Raw genomic sequence first — 19,890 nt, 5'->3', positions numbered from 1 at the left:
GCGCCCGCGCCGAATGCGGGGAGCAGGGGCAAGAGACGCGCGCCCCCGTCCCGTGTGAAGGCGCGGAATCCCTGCGTCAGCTGACCTTGACCGCGAGCACCGGGCAGCCCACCTTCAGCAGCAGGTCCTGCGCGGTGCTGCCGAGGAACAGCTTGCCGACCGGCGAGCGCCTGCGCAGGCCGATGATGACGAGGGACGCCTGGAGCTTATCGGCCAGGTCCTCGATCTCCTCGACTGCGCTATTGCCGCGCACGAACTGCTTGAACTCCGCTTCCACGCCGGACGCAGCGAGCAGCTTCTCGATGTCCTCGGCGTCCGCGGTGTCGGCGAGCGACGGATCGTTCGTCGTGCCGCCGGGACCGGCATTGACGACGACGAGACGTTCCTCGAAACGGCGCGCAAGCTCGATACCTTTCTCGAGCGCTGCACGGCCTTCGGGGCGAGGGGCATAGGCGACGATGATGGTCATGTTGATTCCTCGTATCGGGTGACGGCAGGTTCGCCGGCAGGATCGCGATAGCCGCGCCGGCCGGATCGCAAGCATCGTACAACACGGCAACCGGAACCGTATTCCTTTGTGCTGGTTCCGACGCGATACGCGCGCACCATTGTTTCCCCATTTCGTCGTTTCACGACGAAAGCTTCCATATCCATGCGCCCTTACGTATGGAGATGGGCGCATGCGATTTCGCATTGCTACACTGAAGGAGCACTCGGTGGGCGCCGCGTTCAGACAATCTCCAGTACATCGGAATGCGTGCTGCAGGCACGGTCTTTTCCAACCCGCCGGCATGACATCGATGAGACGCCCGGACGATGCATTCACGACGCTGTACCAGGCAGTTGAACGTTCCCGATCGATAGATGAGGAGTTGTCATGGCCAAGGTTCTCGTTCTGTACTATTCATCCTACGGGCATATAGAAAAGATGGCGGGCAGGAAACCACCATCACCAGCTTCCACACCACGCTGCTGCACCAGGGCATGGTGATCGTCGGTTGCCCGTATTCGGAAACGCGACAGATGACCATGGACGAAATTACCGGCGGCAGCCCCTACGGCGCGACGACGCTGGCCGCGGGCGACGGTTCGCGCCAGCCGAGCGAGAACGAACTGGCGATCGCCCGCTTCCAGGGCAAGCACGTCGCCCAGATCGCCGCCAAGCTGGCTGCACGCTGATCGCGCAACACGAGCTTGCGCCGCTCGTGGGGCCGGAACTCCTGCCGGTTTCGGTCGCACGGCCCACGCCCGCAGTGTGCGGGTGCCCCCGGTCGGGGGCGACGCGGGCCGGTTCTGAAAGGTTTTATGACAATTTTCCTGCAATCTTCACTGGCCAGGGGGGTCAAAGCGGCACTTGTCCAGCCTGGAGAAGGAGAAGATCATGAAGAAGACTTCCGCTCGCATCGTTCCGATCGCGCTGCTCGCGCTTGCTGTCGGCTTTCACCCGCCGGTCCTGCGCGCCGAGTTGGTATCCACTCCCGACGTCGCCAGCCAAGCGTCCGCCGAGGCCGACCGCGCCAAGGTTCAGCACTTCCTCGAACAGGCCACTGTCAAGGAGCGGCTCCTGGCCATGGGCGTGGACGGAATCGCAGCCGCCGACCGGGTGGCCGCCCTGGACCAGCAGGAAATCCACGCCCTTGCGCAACGCATCGACGCGATGCCGGCAGGGGGCAACATCACGACGATGGAGTGGATCCTCATCATCCTCGTTGCGATCCTCGTGGTGATTGCGCTCTGATGTGAAAGCACGTGCAGCCTGCCTGAGCGCTGCTGCAGCCTTGCTGCTGGCCGCCTGCGCGAGCTTTCCGCCGGGAGACTGGGGCAACCCGCCGGGAGATCCCTTCCCGGCGTGGGCCGAAAGGACGGATGCACCGTTCCATCCGCAGGAGGAGTACCAGTGCGGCCCCGCCGCGCTGGCTACGGCCTTGGGGAGTGCCGGCATCCGGCGGGCGCCCGAGGATCTCGTGCGCGAGGTCTACATTCCTGCCCGCCAGGGAAGCCTGCAACCCGAAATGCTGGCAGCGGCGCGCCGCTCCGGCGCCGTGGCCTATCCTCTCGCCGCGGAACCGCAGGCGCTCCTGAAGGAATTGGCCGCCGGCCATCCGGTGGTGGTGTTGCAGAACCTCCGCCTTGATTGGGCGCCGCAGTGGCATTACGCGGTGGTGGTGGGCTACGACCTGCGCAGCCGCGAGGTGGTGCTGCGCTCCGGACGTGAGCAGCGCCTCGTCATGGAGATCGACGCCTTCGACCGCACTTGGGCGAAATCCGGGCGGTGGGCGTTCGTCGCGCTGCCGCCGGACCGCCTGCCCGCCACGGCCGCCGAAGGCGGATATGTGAACGCGGCCGTGGCGCTGGAGCGGGTCGCACCGGCTGCCGCCGAGGGGGCCTACCGCACCGCACTTGGGCGGTGGCCGCACAATCTCGTCGCCCGCATGGGGCTCGGCAACATCGCATACGCGCGCGGCGACATCGAGGCGGCCGAGTTGGCCTTTCGTCGGGCTGCGGCCGATCATCCGGATTCCGGCGATGCCTGGAACAACCTCGCCCAGATCCTTCACGAGCGGGGCCAGGCGCAGGCGGCGCGCGACGCTGCCGAACGTGCCATGGCGATCGGTGGCCCCCGGCTTCCGACGTACCGCCGCACTTTCGAATCAATCGCTGGCGGGTGACGGTCTGGCGCCCCGTCGCCTCTGCCGGAGGACGTGCCCTTGAAAATGCTCATGCGGGTGTTCTCGATCATTCACGGGCTGATGGCGCTGCTGTTCGCCTGCGCCGCGCTTGTGCTCATCGTGATCGCCGGCCACATCGGCGCTATCGCCGTCGCCACGGGGCTGGACCGGGTCGCGGCGCAAGGGGTCATCGAAGCGGTAGGTTTGCTGGCGGCTGCGGTCGTGGCGCTTCAGATCGCGCAGACCATTTCCGAAGAGGAAGTCATTCGTGACGCCCATATCAGCGGACCGACACGCGTACGGCGGTTCTTGTCGCGATTCATGGTGGTTGTGGTCGTCGCACTCGCAATCGAAGGACTCGTTGCGACGTTCAAGGGGGCAAACGAGGATCCGGCGCATCTGCTGTACGCGGCGGGCATTATTGCTGCCGTAGCGCTCCTCCTTGCCGGCTGGGGGATATTCATCCGTTTCAATTGCCACGCCGAAGCGCTGGAGCCGGAGGCAATGGCGGCCGCCAAGCGCGAAGACCGGAAACTCGAATAATCGGTGTCCGGAAATGCGCCGCCGCCCAGCGAGCTTGCGTGCGCATGCGCGAACGCTGGCCGGGGCGCGCACATGAGGTAAGCTCGCCTGCATGCTGAACCTGCAAACAATCCGGGCCATTTCGCTCGATCTGGATGACACCCTGTGGCCCATCTGGCCCACCATCGAGCGCGCGGAGACGGTGCTCCATGAATGGCTCGCGCTCAATGCACCGATGACGGCGGCGCGGTTCGCCACACCGCGGGCGTTGCGCGAGATCCGCAACGCCGTCGAGTTGCAGCGGCCGGACCTCGCGCATGACCTCGCCGCACTGCGCCGCGAGTCGATCCGCGTCGCACTGTGCAGCGCGGGCGATGACCCTGCACTGGCGGAGCCCGCCTTCGAGCTCTTTTTCGCCGAGCGCCATAACGTGACGCTCTTTCCCGACGCGCTCCCCGCACTCGAATTCCTGGCCGCGCGCTATCCGCTGGTGAGCCTCACCAACGGAAACGCCGAGCTTGCACGCATCGGGCTGGAATCGTACTTCGTCGCCAGTGTTGTCGCGATCAAGGTCGGGCTGTCCAAGCCCGATCCCCGGATCTTCCATGCCGCCGCGCACGCAGCGGGCGTGCAGCCGCACGAGGTGCTGCACGTGGGCGACGACGCGCTGCTGGATGTTCTGGGTGCGCGCAATTCCGGGATGCAGGCTGCCTGGCTCAACCGGACACAGGTGATGTGGCCGCACGAAGAGCGGCCCGACCTCGAATTGTCGAGCCTCGGCGAGCTGTGCAACGCGCTGACATAAGGCGTGCTCCCCCGGTACGTCCTGTTCGCCCCGGTCACTCCGCCGCGGCACTCGCGGCGAGCGCCTCGCGCAGGTCGGCGATCAGGTCCTGCGGGTGCTCGATCCCCACGCTGAGGCGGATCAGCCCCTCGCCGATCCCGCTCCGCGCCCGCGCTTCCGGCGAGATGAAACTGTGCGTGGTGCTGGCAGGATGGCAGGCGAGGCTGTCGACATCGCCCAGCGACACGGCCTGCGTGAACAGCTTCAGATTGTCCAGCAGCGCCGCGGCCGCCCGTCGGGTGCCCCGCGCCAGTTCGAACGAAACGATGCCGCCGTAGCCGCCTTCCATCTGCCGACGCGCCAGCGCGTGTTGGGGATGGCTCGCAAGCCCGGGGTAGTGCGTCGCCGCGACCGCGGGGTGGGACGACAGGAAGGCGGCCACCTCGGCCGCGCCCGCGCAATGCGCCGCCATGCGAAGGGGCAGGGTCTTCACGCCGCGCAGGATCAGGAAGGCCTCGTGCGGGGCGAGGTTGCCGCCGACGTGCCCCATCCCGGTCGCGCGCACCGGGGCGATCAGCCGCTCCGCGCCGGCCAGCACGCCGCCGGTGCTGTCCCCGTGCCCGCCGAGGTATTTCGTCATCGAATGCATCACAAGATCGATGCCGTGTTCGAGCGGCCGGGTCAGATACGGTGAGCAAAAAGTGTTGTCCGCGACCGTCGTGATGCCGCGTGCCCGCGCAAGCGCGGTGACGGCCGTCAGGTCGTGCAGGTGCAGCGTGGGGTTGGTCAGCGTCTCGACCCAGATCAGGCGTGTGGCAGGGGAGAGGCTCGCTTCGAGCCCGCGCTCGGCCGCGTCGACGACGCGGATGCCGAAGCGCCCGTCGAAGGCGTTGAACAGGCTTTCCGTTCCGCCGTAAAGCGGCCCGAGGAACACGATCTCGTCGCCGGGCGAGAGCTGCGACAGCACCACCGACGACACCGCCGCCGTGCCGCTGCTGAAGGCGACTGCCGTCTCGGCGCCTTCCAGATCGGCGATCTTGTCCTCGAGCGCCTTGACCGTGGGATTGGCGAATCGGCTGTATCGATAACCGTCCGCCTCGCCGGCAAAGATCGCCGCGCCGTTCTCCAGCGTGCCGTACGCGAAGGCGGAGGTCTGGCTGATCGGCGTGGCAATCGCGCCACTCGCCGGATCGGGCTTCTGGCCGGCATGTACGGCGCGGGTGCGTAGATGATTCATTGGCGGGCACTTCCTATGGAAACGGAGATATTCCGAATGAGCGGTCTACGATGCAGTCTATATCCGGAACCGATCCAAAGGCGGCCGCAGCGACTTTATCCACACGTTCTGTGGAAAAACCTGTGCATAACCTGTGTGCAGCGATCGCAAGTCCGCGAGGGGGCGATGCTGAGTGTGGGTGCCGGAGCACGGTTCGCACGAGCTTCAGCTCCTGCACCAGGCCGCTTGCGGTTCTGCCTGTCGAACGCGATGGAGTTTGTTGGCGTTGGTCGGGGCGATACATTTCCGGGGCCGCGATCGAGGTCCCCGGTTTCAAGGCAATAATCGCCTATCCTGCATGGAGAGGAATTGCCGTTTCGCCTTCTGGCGCGCAAGATCGCGATTGATTTGCGATTGCTGCCTGCCGAACGCGTCACGGTCGGCGATGCTGCCCTGCGCGGCTTCGATCGAGCGGCGGCAACGCCAGCGGTAACCGTGTCGGGTGAGATGGCGGTCCATCTCGTCGCGGGGGTGATGAACGCGGCAACAGTGGCAAAACAGCATCTCCGGCATCGAATTCAGGCCTTTCATGCGTTCGAATTGGTATCCGCGATCATTGCGAGGCTTCGGTGCTGACGGCACCCGCTTGCCACGGATAGAGCCAGTCGTCGACGAACATCTCGTCGATGATTCGTTGCAGATCGAAGAATCTCCACCTCATTGGCGCTCCCGGGTGTCTGCGATGATCGACGTTGCTCACCCTATCAACGGAACATGGCAATCTCGTTTCAGCCGGACGACGTCTGCGCGATCAGGACGGGAGTGCTTCTCCGCGTGGCTCCCGTTCGCCGGTCGGCCCACGCTCACACGCAGCCTGTTCTGACGGTTCGATCGTGGCGAATTCCGCGATTTCCGAGCTGAGCGAACTGGAAAACGTCATCGAGGCGGGGAGAGGGCACCTCGAGACGCGAGTCGTGACCGAAATCGATGGAGGATCCGGCACCCGATTCCCGCTCTACGCGATCGCATTGGGCAATCCGGATCGCGCGGTGCCCGCGATCGGTTTCTTCGGCGGCGTTCACGGGCTGGAAAGGATCGGTGCCGACGTCGTGATCGCCTACCTGAGGCACCTCGTCATGCGCCTGCGGTGGGACTCCACCCTGCATCGGCAGCTGGAATCCGTTCGTCTGGTATTCATGCCCCTCGTGAATCCCGGCGGTATGTGGCGCGGTACGCGCGCCAATCCGAACGGTGTCGATCTGATGCGGAACGCGCCTCTCGACGCACACGAGCGTGTGCCGCCGCTGATCGGCGGACAGCGGCTCAGCGCCCGCTTGCCCTGGTATCGCGGTCATCGGAACGGTGCAATGGAAACCGAGAGCCGCGCACTGTGCGAAACCGTCGGCGAGGAACTGCTCTCACGGGACTTCAGCATCGCCCTCGACTGCCATTCCGGATTCGGGCTGATCGATCGCGTCTGGTTTCCGTACGCCCACACGCGCACACCGTTGCGGCACCTCGCGGAAATCCATGCCTTGAAGGAGATCTTTCGCCAGACGCATACGCATCATCCGTACATCTTCGAACCGCAAAGCCGCCAATATCTGACCCATGGCGACCTGTGGGATTTCCTGCACCTGCGTGCCTGCGAGACGGCCGGGCGTGTCTTCCTGCCGCTGACGCTGGAGATGGGGGCCTGGTTGTGGATCAAGAAGAATCCGCGTCAGCTCTTCTCGCGACAGGGAATCTTCAATCCCCAAGTGGCACACCGGCAACAGCGCGTTCTTCGCCACCACCTGTCGCTGCTGGATTTCCTGGCGCGGGCGACGTGCAGCTACCGGCTATGGCTGCCGGAGGGGGAGGCGCGTGCCAAACACCACGAGCTTGCCGTCGCTCACTGGTACCGATGAGCCGATGACGACCTGGATCTTCCTCCGCGGTCTCACGCGGGAAAGCCGTCACTGGGGCGACTTCGTGGATACGTTCCGGCGAACCATCCCGGATTCGCGTGTCGTGACGATCGATCTTCCCGGGAACGGCTCGCTGCACCATCTGACCAGCCCGACCGACGTGCGCGAGATCGCCGCCTACTGCCAAATGGCGTTGTCACGGCTCGGCATAGAGCCCCCCTACAACCTGCTGGCGATGTCGCTCGGTGCAATGGTCGCGGTGGCGTGGGCGCACGCGTGCCCGGGCGAGATCGCCCGCTGTGTCCTGATCAACACCAGCTTGCGCCCGTTCAGTCCGTTTTATCGGCGTCTGCGCCCGCGCAGCTGTCTTCCGTTGCTGAAGCTGGCGCTGTTCGGGGGTAAGGGACGCGAATGGGAGGAGAGGATCCTCTCCCTGACGAGCCGGCTGCGCGTCGGTGCGCCAGACGTGCTGGACTCCTGGGTCGCCTTCCGCGCGGAATATCCGGTCACGAGGAAGAATGCGTGGCGCCAACTGTGCGCGGCCGCGCGCTACCGTGCCGGGAACGAAAGTCCAGGCACGGCACTGCTGATTCTTGCCAGCCGGAACGACGGGCTGGTTCATGTGGATTGTTCCGTGGCCCTTGCGTGCGCGTGGAACTGTCCAATCAGTATTCATCCACGGGCAGGCCACGACATTCCGCTGGATGACGGCCCGTGGGTTGCAGCCCAGGTGCAGCAATGGGTCGAGAATCGGGACGGTGATCGGAGTCAACGCGCCTGAATGCCCCGGCGCAGTCGGTTTGACGACCGCGCCAGGACATTCATCGGCGTTCCGAAAGCCCGCGTGACCATCTTGCCGCGAGCCCCCGGAACGCCTTCCCCGGATCACTTCACGTCGAAGCGGTCGAGGTTCATCACCTTGCTCCACGCCGCAACGAAGTCGCGCACGAACTTCGCCTGCGCGTCGTCCTGGGCATACACCTCGGCCAATGCGCGCAGCTGCGAGTTGGAGCCGAAGATCAGGTCCACGCGCGTGCCGGTCCACCTGGCTTCGCCGGTCTTGCGGTCACGCCCTTCGAAGCGGTCCCCCGCATCGGTGACCGGCTTCCAGACGGTGCGCATATCGAGGAGATTGACGAAAAAGTCGTTGGTCAGCGTCTGCGGCCGCTGCGTGAACACTCCGTGCGGCGAGTTCCCGACGTTGGCGCCCAATACACGCAGGCCACCGACCAGCACCGTCATCTCGGGCGCGCTCAGGGTCAGGAGCTGCGCCTTGTCCACCAGCATCTCCTCGGGCGACACGGTGCAGGCCTGCTCCTGGTAATTGCGGAAACCGTCGGCCAGCGGTTCCAGCGCGGCGAACGACTCCACGTCGGTCTGCGCCTGCAGGGCGTCCCCGCGGCCCGGGGTGAAGGGTACATCCACCGGATGCCCGCCTGCCCTGGCAGCCGCTTCGACCGCAGCGCAGCCGCCGAGCACGATCAGGTCGGCCATCGAGACCTTCTTGCCGCTCGTCTGGGCGCTGTTGAACGCTTCCCGGATGCCCTCGAGCGTCGCCAGCACCCTGGTCAGTTGCTCCGGCTGGTTCGCTTCCCAGTCCTTTTGCGGCGCGAGGCGGATGCGTGCACCGTTGGCTCCGCCACGCTTGTCCGAGCCGCGGAAGGTGGAAGCCGAGGCCCAGGCGGTGGAAACCAGCGCGGCCACCGACAGGCCCGAAGCCATGATCCTGGCCTTCAGGTCGGCGATGTCCCTGGCGTCGATCAGGGGGTGATCGACGGCGGGAATCGGATCCTGCCAGATCAGGTCTTCGGCCGGCACCTCGGGGCCGAGGTAGCGGACCTTCGGCCCCATGTCGCGGTGGGTCAGCTTGAACCACGCGCGCGCAAAGGCATCGGCCAGGGCCTGCGGGTCCTGATGGAAGCGGCGTGAAATGGGTTCGTAGATCGGATCGAAGCGCAGCGACAGATCGGCCGTGGTCATCATCGGCGGATGCTTCTTCGACGGGTCGTGCGCATTCGGAATCATGTGTTCCGGCTTGACGTCCTTTGCCACCCACTGGTGGGCGCCGGCGGGGCTCTTGGTCAGCTCCCATTCGTAGCCGAAGAGCGTGTCGAAGTAGCCGTTGTCCCACGTCGTGGGATTGGGCTTCCACGCGCCCTCGATGCCGCTGGTGGTGGTGTCGCCGCCGTTGCCGGAGCCGAAGCGGTTGATCCAGCCCAGCCCTTGCGCCTCGATGGGGGCGCCTTCGGGTTCGGGCCCGACGAGTGCCGGGTCGCCGGCGCCGTGGGCTTTGCCGAAGGTGTGACCGCCGGCAATGAGCGCCACGGTCTCTTCGTCGTTCATCGCCATGCGCGCGAAGGTCTCGCGCACGTCACGGCCCGAGGCCACCGGATCCGGGTTGCCGTTCGGGCCTTCGGGGTTCACGTAGATCAGGCCCATCTGCACGGCGGCAAGCGGATTGGCCAGCTCGCGGTCGCCGCTGTAACGCTTGTCGCCGAGCCAGGTGTCTTCGTTGCCCCAGTAGGTGTCCTCTTCCGGTTGCCAGATGTCCGCGCGGCCGCCGCCGAAGCCGAAGCTCTTGAAGCCCATCGATTCCAGCGCGCAGTTCCCCGCCAGGATCATCAGGTCGGCCCAGGAGATCCTGTTGCCGTACTTCTGCTTGATCGGCCAGAGCAGGCGGCGCGCCTTGTCCAGGTTGCCGTTGTCGGGCCAGCTGTTGACCGGCGCAAAACGCTGGTTCCCCGTGCCGCCGCCGCCACGGCCGTCACCCGTGCGGTAGGTGCCGGCACTGTGCCAGGCCATGCGGATGAACAGGCCGCCGTAGTGCCCCCAGTCGGCGGGCCACCAGTCCTGCGAATCCGTCATCAGCGCATACAGGTCTTGCTTCAGCGCGGCCAGGTCGATCTTTCTGAATTCCGCGGCGTAATCGAAATCGGCACCCATCGGGTTGGAGACCGGAGCGTGCTGGTGCAGGATGTTCAGGTTCAACTGGTTCGGCCACCAGTCCCGATTCGACCGAACGCCGACCGTTGTGCGTGCGCCATGCATGCCGGCAAACGGACACTTGTTCTCGTTGCTCATGTTTGACCTCTCCTTGCAAGAGTGAACGGAGCAGAAGCGATACTTACCTTAGCCGCTATGCATTGCCGTTTCTATCGATTTCTATCCATGGGCGCGATAGCCTGGGTTCATCTGTGATGGGTATGTGCCTGGCGGGCGTCGCTGTGCGGTCCCTCCCGGCGCATATCGCGTAAGTGTTGCGCATGTCCTGCAGCGAAGACGGTGACGGGAACGCCCACCCCGCCCACGCGTCGAAAGCCTCGTCGATGACACCATCAGGAAGGGACGCAATGGCGCACGCAACGACACAGGACCGCGCCGCGGGCGCCATACTCGGCGCCTTCATCGGCGACGCGCTCGGACTCGGCCCTCACTGGTACTACAACCTCGATGAACTGCGCCGCGACTACGGCGACTGGATCACGGGCTACACGAGCCCGAGGCCTGGGCGTTACCACGAAGGGATGGCAGCGGGGCAACTGTCGCAAGCCGGACTGATCCTGAAGATGCTGCTGCAGTCCGTCGTCGAGCGTGGCGATTACGATGAAGCGGATTTCTGCCGTCGTATGGATGATGAACTCTTTCCCCGGCTCGATGGCACCCCGATGTCCGGGCCCGGCGGATACACCAGTCAATCGATCCGCGAGGCGTGGCGGCGCCGGGTCCAGCAGGGCCTGCCGTGGTCGCAAACCGGCGGACACGCCGATACCACCGAAGCGATCGAGCGCTCGCTGGTGCTCGCCGTGCGTTACGCCCGGGAGCCGCATCGACTGGCCGACGCGATCGCCCGCAACACGCACCTCACCCAGACCGACGAACTGATCGTCTCACTGACCGTGGCTTATGGAGCCGTCCTCGGTCTCCTGGTGCAGGGGGAGAAACTCGACGCCCAGCTCTCCGGAAAGCTCATGCGCCTCGTCAAGTCCGGCGACCTGCCTTTCCATGCGGTCACGACCGGACAACTCCAGGCCCCGCGCCGCGGCGAAGCCGAGCCCTCGCACGCCGGACGCTTCGCCTCACCCGACGCGCTGCTGACCCCGTCCTACATTGCCCGCGCCGCCGCCGACCCCGACATCCGCATCGAACCCGCGTGGAAGGTCTCGCTCGTCTACGGGATGCCATGCGCGGCCTACCATGTGTTGCCGGCCGTCTACTACCTTGCGGCGCGCTTCCACGACGACTTCGAGTCGGCCGTGCTGCACGCCGTCAACGGCGGTGGCCAGAACGAGGCCCGCGCGATGCTCGCCGGCGCACTGGTCGGCGCCCAATGCGGACTGTCAGGTATCCCCGGCCGCTTCCTCGACGGTCTCGAAGACACAGTCGAGCTCCAGCAGCTCGCACGAAGCCTCGCTGCGCAGCTCGCGTAGGGAGTGTCGGCTGCCGGGAATTGCCGGCGGGGATTATTTGGGCGTGCACGGGCTTGCTTGCGCACTGTCCCGTTCTCGAATCCGCCTGGCGGCGGGGAACGTCCGGCTTTGCGCGCGATTGCGCCAAAACCGGAAACGACAAGGGCCTGCACGATGCGCAGGCCCTTGGCTTGTTTGGTTGCGGGGGCAGGATTTGAACCTGCGACCTTCGGGTTATGAGCCCGACGAGCTGCCAGACTGCTCCACCCCGCGTCGGAGAAACAGAACTATAGCTAACTTCATTTATGTGTGCAAGCGATATTTTCAAAAATCTTCCCGCCGGCCCGCGCAGCTGGTCGTGTCGGGATGATGATTGGATCGTGTTCGGTGACGGGCGCGAGTGAGCCGCAGCGCGAATGAAAAAGGGCGACCGGCCTGCGGCCGGTCGCCCTTTGCTCTCTGTGGTGGGCAGGGGGTTTTAGTTCAGCTGCTGGATGCCCGCGACCTGCCAGCCCTGGTTGCCGTCGACCGGCTTGGTCAGGTGCCAGAACTCGTCGAAGTTGACCGGAGCGGCGCCGGCTTCTTCGCGGATCAGGCCGCGGAAGCGGACGGCGACACGGTAGCGGCGGTTTTCCTCGACGCATTCGACGACTTCGGCGTTGAGCTCCATCACTTCGGTCTGCTGCGGGGCCGTGCCGCGCTCGCGGATCTGCATCTGCAGTTCGCCGAAGACTTCGGGGGTGACAAACTCGCGCAGGTCATCGAGGTTGCCGGCGTCGTTGGCGGCCTGCAGGCGGATGAAATTCACCTTGGCCTGGCGGGCAAAGCCTTCGGCATCGAAACCGGCCGGAAGGGCATTGCTCATCGGAGCGGCGACCGGTGCGGCGCTGCCAAAGGCCGGCTGCGCTTGCGACGGCATCGGGATGTTGCCGCCACCGGCGCCCATGCCCGCGTACTGCATCGCGGGCTGCTGCGTGCGCTTGCGCATCACCAGGCGGAAGACGGCGATTGCGGCGAACACGAGCAGGCCGATCAGGAGCATGTTGGCGAACTCTTCGCCCATGCCGAGGTGCGAGGCGAGGGCGGCCAGGCCCAAGCCGGCGGCCAGACCGGCGACGGGGCCGAGCCACGAGTTCTTGCGCGGGGCCTGGGCGGCGGCCGTCGGCGCGCTCGGGGTGTCTGCCGTGCGGGCGGTCGTCGTCGACGATTGCGCAGTGCTGCTCTGCGTGCCGAACGACTTGCCGCTACCGAGGCGCTTGGCTTCGGCATCGGTCGCCGTCAGGCCGACGCTCACGACGAGCGCGCAAACCGTGAGCAGGAGTCGGGTGAGTTTCATAAGGGCAGGGCCTCCTTCGAGTGTTTGAGTTCCGTGTCCCGCGGGTCCCTGCTGGGGGCGCGCGGTCCGCTGCACCGGTCGGTGCACACGACGTTTGAAGGATACGGAGACTTGGACTTCTGTGGAAGATGAATTTAAAGTATGTTCACTCAGAGAAAAAGGAAGTTAACATGCAGCCGCTCAACTATCGTCACCTATATTACTTCTGGGTCGTCGCGAAGGAAGGCGGCATCGCGCGGGCCGCGGAGCGGCTGGAGATGGCGGTGCAGACCGTCAGCACCCAGGTGCGTGAGCTGGAGCGCTCGCTAGGGTACGCCTTGTTCCGTTCGGTGGGGCGTGGCATCGAGCTGACCGAGGCGGGCGCGACGGCGGTGCGCTACGCGGAGCAGATCTTCCAACTGGGTGAAGCCTTGCCGGCGGCCGTGCAGGAGGCGGCGAACGCGCAGGGCGTTCGCCTCGCCGTCGGGATCTCCGATGCATTGCCGAAGCTGGCGGTGCGGCATCTGCTGCAACCTGCCGTGCAGACGCCGAACCTGCGCCTGCAGTGCCAGGAGGGCGATTTCGACGACCTGCTCGCCGATCTGGCCCTGCATCGCCTGGACGTCGTGCTGGCCGACCGGCCTGCGCCGGCGAATCCGAACCTGCGGGTGTTCAGCCACCGGCTGGGGAAATCGTCCATCGCGTGGTACGTGCGGGCGGACATCGCTGCGAAGGTCGAGCAGGATTTCCCCGCCTGCCTCGCCGAACTTCCTCTGCTGCTGCCGACGGCGGATTCGGCGGTGCGCAGCCGCCTCGACGACTGGCTCGCGCGTCACGGCATTCGTCCGCGCATCGTCGGCGAGTTCGAGGACAGCGCGCTGCTGGCGACTTTCGGCGAAAGCGGGCTCGGTGCCTTTCCGGCCCCCGAACTGTCGTCGGAGGAGTTCACCCGCTCGCGCGGTCTGGCGCTGCTGGGGCGCTGCCCGGACGTGGTCGAGCATTTCTATGCGATTTCGGCGCAGCGCAAGGTCGATCATCCGGTGATCCGCAGCCTGCTAGCGGGTGCGGAGCATTCGGCTACGTGAAAAGGCGCGAAACGCTTGCCGGCAGCATCCTGACCGGCTATTAACACGGCAATCGAATATGTGAAGTCTGGCCCTCGGACTCCTTGCTCCTCCCCCTCAAGGGGAGGGAGGCATCGTGCAGTAATCAACTTGGCATCGCGTTATTGCCTGTTGGGTTAATAGAAGGAGCTCATCGGATGGAAGCTGCGGCGGTGAAGAGTTGGGCGCAGTACTGGATGGTGGTGCTGAAGAAGACGGTGCGCCTGTGGCTGGACGCCCAGGTGTTCGTGCACGCCGCGGCGCTCGCCTTCTTTACGGTGTTTTCGGTGGCGCCGGTCGTGATCGTCGCGGTGACGATCGTCGGCCTGGTGCTCGGCGAGTCCGCGGCACAGGGTCAGATGGCGCAGCAGCTGGAGGCGGCGATCGGCGCTCAGGCGGCGCAGGCAGTGGAGACCGCGGTGAAGGCCAGCCGCATCCAGCAGAGCGGCATCCTGCCGACGCTGGCAGGCTTCGGCGCGATGCTGTTCGGCGCGACGACGGTGTTCGGGCAGATGCAGACCGCACTCAATGCGATCTGGTGCGTCGCGCCGCGACCGACGCGCAGCAGTATCTTCATCTACGTGAAGGGCCGCCTGCTGTCGATGACGATCGTGCTGGCGATCGGCTTCGTGCTGCTGGTGTCGCTGTTGTTGAGCGTGGCGGTGCGGGTGGTGGTCGAGTTCGCGAGCGACTGGGTGCCGATTCCGCCACCGCTCCTGCTGCTGCTGGATTGGGGGGTGTCGCTGTTCGTCGTGACGCTGTTGTTCGCGACGATCTTCCGCGTGTTGCCGGACGTGGTGCTGCGCTGGCGCGACGTGTGGCTCGGGGCGCTGGTCACCGCGCTGTTGTTCGCGGTGGGGCGCAGTCTGATCGCCCTCTACCTGTCGACGACCGCGACCGCGTCGACCTACGGAGCGGCGGGTTCGCTGGTCCTGCTGCTGATGTGGGTGAATTACTCGTCGCTGATCCTTCTGCTGGGCGCAGCCTTCACGCGCGCGAACGTGGAGGCGCGCGGGCGGGTCATCCGGCCGCGCGTGACTGCCGTGCGCGTGCATCGCGAGCTGATGAAGGACGATTGAAGCGGACCGGGCAAACTTTGCAGGGATCAATTCCCTTGCCGGCGGGTCGCGCTAATATCGCCAAATGCCCCCCGACCGCTCACCCGTTCCCTTTCTTCGTGAGTCTCTCCGCGACCGTCTCGTCAGCCTCATTGCGACGCTGGAGCGCGGCCTCGTCGAGCGTTCCCATGTCGTGCGCCTTGCGCTGCTCGCGGCGCTCGCGGGCGAACACACGCTATTGGTCGGCCCGCCGGGCACCGCGAAGAGCGAGCTCGCGCGCCGGCTGCATCTCGCCTTCCGCAACGCGCGCTACTTCGAGCGACTGCTGACGCGCTTTTCGGTGCCGGAGGAGTTGTTCGGCCCGCTGTCGATCCAGGCGCTCGAGCAGGATCGCTATGAGCGCCACACCGCGGGCTTCCTGCCCGACGCGTCGATCGCCTTCATCGACGAGGTCTTCAAGGCCAACAGCGCCATCCTCAATGCACTGCTGACGCTGCTCAACGAGCGCGAGTTCGACAACGGCGCGGGGCGGCAGCGCTGTCCGCTGATCAGCGCGATCGGCGCGACGAACGAGGTGCCTGAGGACGAGGTCGCGGAGGCTTTCTTCGACCGCTTCCTGCTGCGGGTGACGGTCGTTCCGGTGAGTGCGGAGGGTTTCGCCGAGCTGCTGGGGTGCGATCCGTCACGGGCCTGGCAGGCGCCGGACGAAAGGGAAGCGCTCGACGCCGCGGACCTCGCCGCACTCGATGCCGCGGCGGGGCAGGTGACGTTGCCGGCCGAGGTGACCGCGATGTTCGCCGAACTGCGTGCGCATCTTGCCGCGGCGGACGTGTACGTCTCGGACCGCCGTTGGGTGAAGGCGGCGCGCCTGCTGCGCATCGCCGCCGCGAGCGAGGGACGGGGCACCGTGTTGCTGTGGGATCTGATGTTGCTGCCGTGGTGCACCGCGCCCGACGCGCCGCGCCAGGCGGTGCTCGGCGACTGGGTGTGCGCGCGGCTTGGCGTGCGCGAGGCGTTCGCGCCGCCGCGCGTCACGCGTATCGTCGAGGCCTTCGAGGCGCAGCTGCAAGCCGAGCGCAACGCGAACGACCTCGACTACGACGAGAGCGGCCGGCTGCGCTTCTCCGCCGGCGACCTCGCCGACGAGATCGGCGACGCCAAGGGCGGGGCGCAGGCGCTGCGCCTGACGCACACGCGCCAGCGCCGCTACGGTCCGGCGCACATCGGGGCGCGCACGCGGCAGATCGACGAGCTGGTCGCGCGTCTCGATGCATACGTAGCGGAGCTGGACGCGCGGCGGCGCGACCTGGCCGACTACCGTGCGCGAAGCCTGTGGCTGGATGTCGGGCTCGCGGAACGCGCGGACGAGAGTCTCGCGGGGACCGCGCGCGTGCTGGCGGATCTGCGCGAGCGGATTGTCGCGGCGCGCGCGGGGTTCGAGGGGCTGCCGCGTCTGCCGGCAGGCGAGGGCGGCGAGGTTCCGGCACCCGTCGTCCACGAACCGCTTTCCGCCGCCTGAACCGCATGAGCACCGCTGCCGCCGGTCCCGTGCCGTTGCTTTTCGAGTTGCAGGAGGGCCGGCTGGCGGCGCTGGATGGACTCGTGCGCGGCCTGTGGCTGGGCGGGCTGACGAACGCACAGGGCAGCGTGGAACCGCGGCTTGCGGCCCTTGCGGCGCTGCGCGCGGCGCTCGTCGCCGGCAGGCTGCCGCCGTTCGAGGCGTGGCGCTGGCCGCCGCCGGTCGTCGCGCGCGGATTGGCGGAGGCGATGCAAAGGCTCGACCTCGCGCGCTACTGCCGGGATGAGGGCGAGCTCGCGGATACCGTGCTGATGAGCATCCTCTTCCACGTCGATTTCATCGTCGATTACCTCGACCGCGGCGCGGACGAGGCGCGGGCGGTCGGAATGGCCGTCGACGCGTTTGCGGCCGACTGGCAGGACCGCTGCGGCGACATGGACGAGCTGGCGGACGTCTTCGGCATGATCCCCGACGACGCCAAGAGCATGCGGTGGGATCGCATCCGCGGACTGCTGCGCAGCGAGGGCTGGCAGGAGGTCGTGCGCATCCGCCGGTTGCTTGAACGTTTGCCCGAGCTTGCGGAGCTGATCCGCCGTCTCGGGCGCGCATCGGAGACGGACGAGCCGGACGCGGTCGGGTGCGTCACGGTGCAGGTGATCGAGGAGGCGACGGCTCATCGCGCGGAACGCAGTACCGTGCGCGTGCCCGACATGCCCGGCGAGACGCGCGGGATCCACCGTGCCGATCGCATCGCCCGCATGTTACCCGCCGAGGCGATGCTGCTCGGCCACCCGCGCCTGCGGTTGGTGTGGCATGCCCGCCGCGCAGAGAGGACGCTGCTGTGCTACGAGGACGACGACCGCATGCAGGAGATCCGTCGCCATGAGGAGACGGTGCAGCGTCCGACGCCACGTTCGCAGCCGGCCAAGCGCTTCGAGATGGGGCCGATGCTGTTGTGCGTCGATACCTCGGGTTCGATGCGCGGTGGCGCCGAGGCAGTCGCGAAGGCGGCGGTGCTCGAGGCGGTGCGCACGGCCCACGCGCAGAAACGGGCGTGTCACGTATTCAGCTTCGGCGGTCCGGGCGAAATCGTCGACGTGGCGCTGCCGGTCGACGCCGACGGCATCGGGCGGCTCACGCGCTTCCTCGGTCAGGCCTTTCGCGGTGGCACCGACGTGTGCGGGCCGATCGAGGCTGCGCTGGCGAAGCTCGAGGAGGCGCGCTGGCAGCGGGCCGATCTGGTGATCGTGTCCGATGGCGAGTTCGGGGCAACGTCCGACGTTGCCGAGCGCTTGCGGACGATGCGTCGCGAGCGCGGACTGCGCGTGCAGGGCGTGCTGGTGGGCGATCGCGAGACGATCGGTTTTCTCGAAGTGGCGGACGACATCTTCTGGGTGCGCGACTGGCGCCGCTACGGCGGCGTCGATACGGATTCGCCGCTCGAATCGAACAGCCTTACCGCGCAGTTCTTCCCCGGGGCGCTGCGTACGCAGGCGAACCGCGATTCCACGACCTCCGGGGCGTCGGCCTCTGCCGCAGTGCGCGCGGGGCGGCACCGGGGCGACCCTCAGCCGGAGAATTCCGCATGAACTTTGCCGAGACCTACCTCGCACAACTCGAACGCTTTGCGGAGCGTGGGCCCCTGCCGCGTGTGCACGCGCTGCATTTGCCGCCGGCTGCGGACACACCCTTGCCCGGCGACCGTGGCGAGTTCTGCGCGCTGGAGCTCGACGACGGTTCGCTGGGGCTCTCCTACGTGCTCCTCGACGACACGCTGGCGCGCATGCGTGAGGGGGAGGGCGGCTTTTCGCTCGTCGGTGCCGACGCGCTCGAACTCGCCCGCGCCTACGTGAGCGGCAGCGGCATCATGCGCACGCTGGGCTTTGCAGCGGCGAACGCCCTGACGCGCTGCTTCTTCGATCGCGCCGGGTACCGTCCGGATACCAGTGCAGATTCGATCGGCGGGCTCGATCCGCAGCCGGGCGAGCGCATCGGCATGATCGGCCTGTTTACGCCGCTCCTCGGGCGCATCCTGAAGTCGGGTGCGCAGCTCACGGTGGTGGAGCTGAAGGCGGAGCTCGCGGGCGACAAGGATGGCTACCGCGTGACGCTCGATCCCGCGGAGCTGGCGGGGTGCGGCAAGGTGTTGTCGACCAGCACGCTGCTGCTCAACGACACCCTGGACTACATGCTGGGTTTCTGCCGCGATGCGCGCTGGTTCGCGATGATCGGGCCGAGCGCGGGCTGTCTGCCGGATGCGCTGTTCGCCCGCGGCGTGACCTTGGTGGGTGGGACGTGGGTGCATGATCGCGAGGGCTTCGTCGATGCGTTGCGCAGCGGGCGCGAGCGCGGCGACCATGCGCGCAAGTGCGCGATCGCCGCGGACGCCTATCCCGGCTTCGAGGCGCTGCTCGCAAGGGTTTAGCGGCCCTCGCTTTCGGTTACCCGCGGGCCGGATTCGGACATCAGATTCGCGATCAGGCCGCGCAGCCAGCGATTGCCCGGGTCGTGGTGGAAGCGCGCGTGCCAGTGCTGCTTGATCGTGTAGTCGGGTAGCGGGAAGGGGACGGGCAGGACGCTGAAGTCGCCGCGCCCGCGCAGCAGCTCGCCCAGCCGGCGCGGCACGGTCATCAGCAGGTCGGTGTGCTCGACGACGAAGGCGGCACCGAGGAAGTTCGGGATGTCGAGCACGATGCGGCGCTTGATGCCCTGGCGGGCGATTTCCTGTTCGATCACCTGGTGACCCGTGCCCGCGGTGCGGAAGACGGCGTGGTCTTCGGCCTCGAACTGTTCCAGCGTTAGGCCGCCGTGGATGCGGGGGTGATCGGCGCTCGCGAGGCACACATAGTGCTGGCGGAACAGGGCCTGCTGGTAGAAGCCGGCCTCGAGGATGGGGATGAAGCCGACGGCGAGGTCCGCTTCGCCCGATTCGAGCTTGCGGCCGGTGTCGTCGTCCAGCGGGGCGATCTGGATGCGGATGCCCGGTGCGGTGGCGCGCAACTCGCCCCACAGGCGCGGCAGCAGTACCAGGTGAGTGATGTCCGTCATGCAGATGCGGAAGCTGCGCTCCGACGTCGCCGGGTCGAAGCTGCTGCGATGGCCCAGGGCGGCGTCGAGCGCATCGAGTGCAATGCGGATCGGCTGCACCAGTTCGTCGGCGAGCGGGGTCGGCTCCATTCCGCTTGAGGTGCGTACGAACAGGGGGTCGGCAAAATGTTCGCGCAGCTTGCCCAGTGCGATGCTGACCGCGGGCTGGCCGAGCTCGAGCAGATCCGCGGCACGGCTCACGCTGCGGGTCTTGTGGACGGCATCGAACACCTGCAGCAGGCGAAGGTCGGGCGTGCTCATCGCGCGATGATTATTCGAAATTCGAATTCAGATTATTTCA

General features: G+C 66.7%; 19 protein-coding genes and 1 tRNA gene. 13 read left to right on the top strand and 7 right to left on the bottom strand.

Going from position 1 to position 19,890, the window contains the following annotated elements:
- Positions 1–76: 76 nt before the first annotated feature.
- A complete protein-coding gene (locus GPA27_RS18380) occupies positions 77–469 on the bottom strand; it encodes a universal stress protein (RefSeq protein ID WP_169141941.1) in 393 nt (130 codons plus the stop codon).
- A gap of 554 nt (positions 470–1,023) precedes the next feature.
- Here GPA27_RS18380 and GPA27_RS29510 point away from each other — a divergent pair.
- The 5 genes from GPA27_RS29510 (at position 1,024) to GPA27_RS18355 (ending at position 3,996) form a co-directional block, all read left to right on the top strand.
- Positions 1,024–1,179 (top strand): NADPH-dependent FMN reductase family protein, encoded by a 156-nt coding sequence (locus GPA27_RS29510; protein WP_373322777.1) that lies wholly within the window; start codon positions 1,024–1,026, stop codon positions 1,177–1,179.
- Positions 1,180–1,381: 202 nt separating this feature from the next.
- The gene (locus tag GPA27_RS18370; RefSeq protein WP_169141940.1) at positions 1,382–1,738 is read left to right on the top strand and encodes a PA2779 family protein; all 357 of its coding nucleotides are present in this window, start codon (positions 1,382–1,384) and stop codon (positions 1,736–1,738) included.
- A gap of 1 nt (position 1,739) precedes the next feature.
- Entirely contained in the window at positions 1,740–2,669 is a 930-nt protein-coding gene (locus tag GPA27_RS18365) for a PA2778 family cysteine peptidase (protein ID WP_169141939.1), read from the top strand.
- A gap of 45 nt (positions 2,670–2,714) precedes the next feature.
- Positions 2,715–3,212, top strand: a complete 498-nt coding sequence (locus tag GPA27_RS18360) for a hypothetical protein (RefSeq protein ID WP_246261229.1) — start codon at positions 2,715–2,717, stop codon at positions 3,210–3,212.
- A 91-nt stretch (positions 3,213–3,303) separates the two neighbouring features.
- Positions 3,304–3,996 (top strand): HAD family hydrolase, encoded by a 693-nt coding sequence (locus GPA27_RS18355; protein ID WP_169141937.1) that lies wholly within the window; start codon positions 3,304–3,306, stop codon positions 3,994–3,996.
- 34 nt (positions 3,997–4,030) lie between these two features.
- Here the strand turns inward: GPA27_RS18355 and GPA27_RS18350 are convergent, their stop codons facing one another.
- Entirely contained in the window at positions 4,031–5,212 is a 1,182-nt protein-coding gene (locus GPA27_RS18350; protein WP_169141936.1) for a trans-sulfuration enzyme family protein, read from the bottom strand.
- A 312-nt stretch (positions 5,213–5,524) separates the two neighbouring features.
- Positions 5,525–5,782: a hypothetical protein gene (locus GPA27_RS18345; protein ID WP_169141935.1), complete on the bottom strand. Its 258-nt coding sequence runs from the start codon at positions 5,780–5,782 to the stop codon at positions 5,525–5,527.
- Between the two features lie 302 nt (positions 5,783–6,084).
- Here GPA27_RS18345 and GPA27_RS18340 point away from each other — a divergent pair, with 302 nt between their 5' ends.
- Both GPA27_RS18340 and GPA27_RS18335 read left to right on the top strand, forming a co-directional pair.
- Complete coding sequence (locus GPA27_RS18340) at positions 6,085–7,101, top strand: M14 family metallopeptidase (protein WP_169141934.1); 1,017 nt, start codon at positions 6,085–6,087, stop codon at positions 7,099–7,101.
- Positions 7,102–7,105: 4 nt separating this feature from the next.
- Positions 7,106–7,882 carry an alpha/beta fold hydrolase gene (locus tag GPA27_RS18335; RefSeq protein WP_169141933.1) on the top strand — a complete coding sequence of 259 codons (777 nt, stop codon included), beginning with the start codon at positions 7,106–7,108 and terminating at the stop codon, positions 7,880–7,882.
- Positions 7,883–7,986: 104 nt separating this feature from the next.
- Here the strand turns inward: GPA27_RS18335 and katG are convergent, their stop codons facing one another.
- Positions 7,987–10,182 carry a catalase/peroxidase HPI gene (gene katG, locus GPA27_RS18330; protein WP_169141932.1) on the bottom strand — a complete coding sequence of 732 codons (2,196 nt, stop codon included), beginning with the start codon at positions 10,180–10,182 and terminating at the stop codon, positions 7,987–7,989.
- Positions 10,183–10,451: 269 nt separating this feature from the next.
- Here katG and GPA27_RS18325 point away from each other — a divergent pair, with 269 nt between their 5' ends.
- Complete coding sequence (locus GPA27_RS18325; RefSeq protein WP_169141931.1) at positions 10,452–11,528, top strand: ADP-ribosylglycohydrolase family protein; 1,077 nt, start codon at positions 10,452–10,454, stop codon at positions 11,526–11,528.
- Positions 11,529–11,703: 175 nt separating this feature from the next.
- On the opposite strand, the gene GPA27_RS18320 is transcribed toward GPA27_RS18325, so the two are convergent.
- A tRNA-Met gene (locus GPA27_RS18320) sits at positions 11,704–11,780 on the bottom strand.
- 205 nt (positions 11,781–11,985) lie between these two features.
- Complete coding sequence (locus tag GPA27_RS18315; protein WP_169141930.1) at positions 11,986–12,843, bottom strand: Tim44 domain-containing protein; 858 nt, start codon at positions 12,841–12,843, stop codon at positions 11,986–11,988.
- A 170-nt stretch (positions 12,844–13,013) separates the two neighbouring features.
- Between GPA27_RS18315 and nhaR the strand changes: the two genes are divergently transcribed.
- The 5 genes from nhaR (at position 13,014) to GPA27_RS18290 (ending at position 18,927) form a co-directional block, all read left to right on the top strand.
- Positions 13,014–13,907, top strand: coding sequence for a transcriptional activator NhaR (gene nhaR / locus GPA27_RS18310; RefSeq protein WP_169141929.1), 894 nt, complete (start codon positions 13,014–13,016; stop codon positions 13,905–13,907).
- A gap of 176 nt (positions 13,908–14,083) precedes the next feature.
- Positions 14,084–15,004 carry a YihY/virulence factor BrkB family protein gene (locus GPA27_RS18305; protein ID WP_169141928.1) on the top strand — a complete coding sequence of 307 codons (921 nt, stop codon included), beginning with the start codon at positions 14,084–14,086 and terminating at the stop codon, positions 15,002–15,004.
- A gap of 64 nt (positions 15,005–15,068) precedes the next feature.
- Positions 15,069–16,502 carry an AAA family ATPase gene (locus GPA27_RS18300; RefSeq protein WP_169141927.1) on the top strand — a complete coding sequence of 478 codons (1,434 nt, stop codon included), beginning with the start codon at positions 15,069–15,071 and terminating at the stop codon, positions 16,500–16,502.
- 5 nt (positions 16,503–16,507) lie between these two features.
- Positions 16,508–18,091 (top strand): VWA domain-containing protein, encoded by a 1,584-nt coding sequence (locus GPA27_RS18295; protein ID WP_169141926.1) that lies wholly within the window; start codon positions 16,508–16,510, stop codon positions 18,089–18,091.
- Positions 18,088–18,927 (top strand): Rossmann-like domain-containing protein, encoded by an 840-nt coding sequence (locus GPA27_RS18290; RefSeq protein ID WP_169141925.1) that lies wholly within the window; start codon positions 18,088–18,090, stop codon positions 18,925–18,927. The genes GPA27_RS18295 and GPA27_RS18290 overlap by 4 nt, the downstream gene beginning before the upstream one ends.
- Here the strand turns inward: GPA27_RS18290 and GPA27_RS18285 are convergent.
- Positions 18,924–19,850, bottom strand: a complete 927-nt coding sequence (locus GPA27_RS18285) for a LysR family transcriptional regulator (RefSeq protein WP_169141924.1) — start codon at positions 19,848–19,850, stop codon at positions 18,924–18,926. The genes GPA27_RS18290 and GPA27_RS18285 overlap by 4 nt on opposite strands.
- Between the last annotated feature and the right edge of the window lie 40 nt (positions 19,851–19,890).

Origin of the sequence: Aromatoleum toluolicum (assembly GCF_012911005.2) — a bacterium.
GTDB classification, from domain to species: Bacteria; Pseudomonadota; Gammaproteobacteria; order Burkholderiales; family Rhodocyclaceae; genus Aromatoleum; species Aromatoleum toluolicum.
Note: the sequence above shows the minus strand (reverse complement) of the source record. Positions and strands in the feature narration are given on the sequence as shown.

Excerpts from the sequence above, each read along its gene's own strand:
- GPA27_RS18380 (WP_169141941.1), bottom strand. The coding sequence starts at position 469 with ATGACCATCATCGTCGCCTATGCCCCTCGCCCCGAAGGCCGTGCAGCG.
- GPA27_RS29510 (WP_373322777.1), top strand. The coding sequence starts at position 1,024 with ATGACCATGGACGAAATTACCGGCGGCAGCCCCTACGGCGCGACGACG.
- GPA27_RS18370 (WP_169141940.1), top strand. The coding sequence starts at position 1,382 with ATGAAGAAGACTTCCGCTCGCATCGTTCCGATCGCGCTGCTCGCGCTT.
- GPA27_RS18360 (WP_246261229.1), top strand. The coding sequence starts at position 2,715 with ATGCTCATGCGGGTGTTCTCGATCATTCACGGGCTGATGGCGCTGCTG.
- GPA27_RS18355 (WP_169141937.1), top strand. The coding sequence starts at position 3,304 with ATGCTGAACCTGCAAACAATCCGGGCCATTTCGCTCGATCTGGATGAC.
- GPA27_RS18350 (WP_169141936.1), bottom strand. The coding sequence starts at position 5,212 with ATGAATCATCTACGCACCCGCGCCGTACATGCCGGCCAGAAGCCCGAT.
- GPA27_RS18345 (WP_169141935.1), bottom strand. The coding sequence starts at position 5,782 with ATGAAAGGCCTGAATTCGATGCCGGAGATGCTGTTTTGCCACTGTTGC.
- GPA27_RS18335 (WP_169141933.1), top strand. The coding sequence starts at position 7,106 with ATGACGACCTGGATCTTCCTCCGCGGTCTCACGCGGGAAAGCCGTCAC.
- katG (WP_169141932.1), bottom strand. The coding sequence starts at position 10,182 with ATGAGCAACGAGAACAAGTGTCCGTTTGCCGGCATGCATGGCGCACGC.
- GPA27_RS18325 (WP_169141931.1), top strand. The coding sequence starts at position 10,452 with ATGGCGCACGCAACGACACAGGACCGCGCCGCGGGCGCCATACTCGGC.
- GPA27_RS18315 (WP_169141930.1), bottom strand. The coding sequence starts at position 12,843 with ATGAAACTCACCCGACTCCTGCTCACGGTTTGCGCGCTCGTCGTGAGC.
- nhaR (WP_169141929.1), top strand. The coding sequence starts at position 13,014 with ATGCAGCCGCTCAACTATCGTCACCTATATTACTTCTGGGTCGTCGCG.
- GPA27_RS18305 (WP_169141928.1), top strand. The coding sequence starts at position 14,084 with ATGGAAGCTGCGGCGGTGAAGAGTTGGGCGCAGTACTGGATGGTGGTG.
- GPA27_RS18300 (WP_169141927.1), top strand. The coding sequence starts at position 15,069 with ATGCCCCCCGACCGCTCACCCGTTCCCTTTCTTCGTGAGTCTCTCCGC.
- GPA27_RS18295 (WP_169141926.1), top strand. The coding sequence starts at position 16,508 with ATGAGCACCGCTGCCGCCGGTCCCGTGCCGTTGCTTTTCGAGTTGCAG.
- GPA27_RS18290 (WP_169141925.1), top strand. The coding sequence starts at position 18,088 with ATGAACTTTGCCGAGACCTACCTCGCACAACTCGAACGCTTTGCGGAG.
- GPA27_RS18285 (WP_169141924.1), bottom strand. The coding sequence starts at position 19,850 with ATGAGCACGCCCGACCTTCGCCTGCTGCAGGTGTTCGATGCCGTCCAC.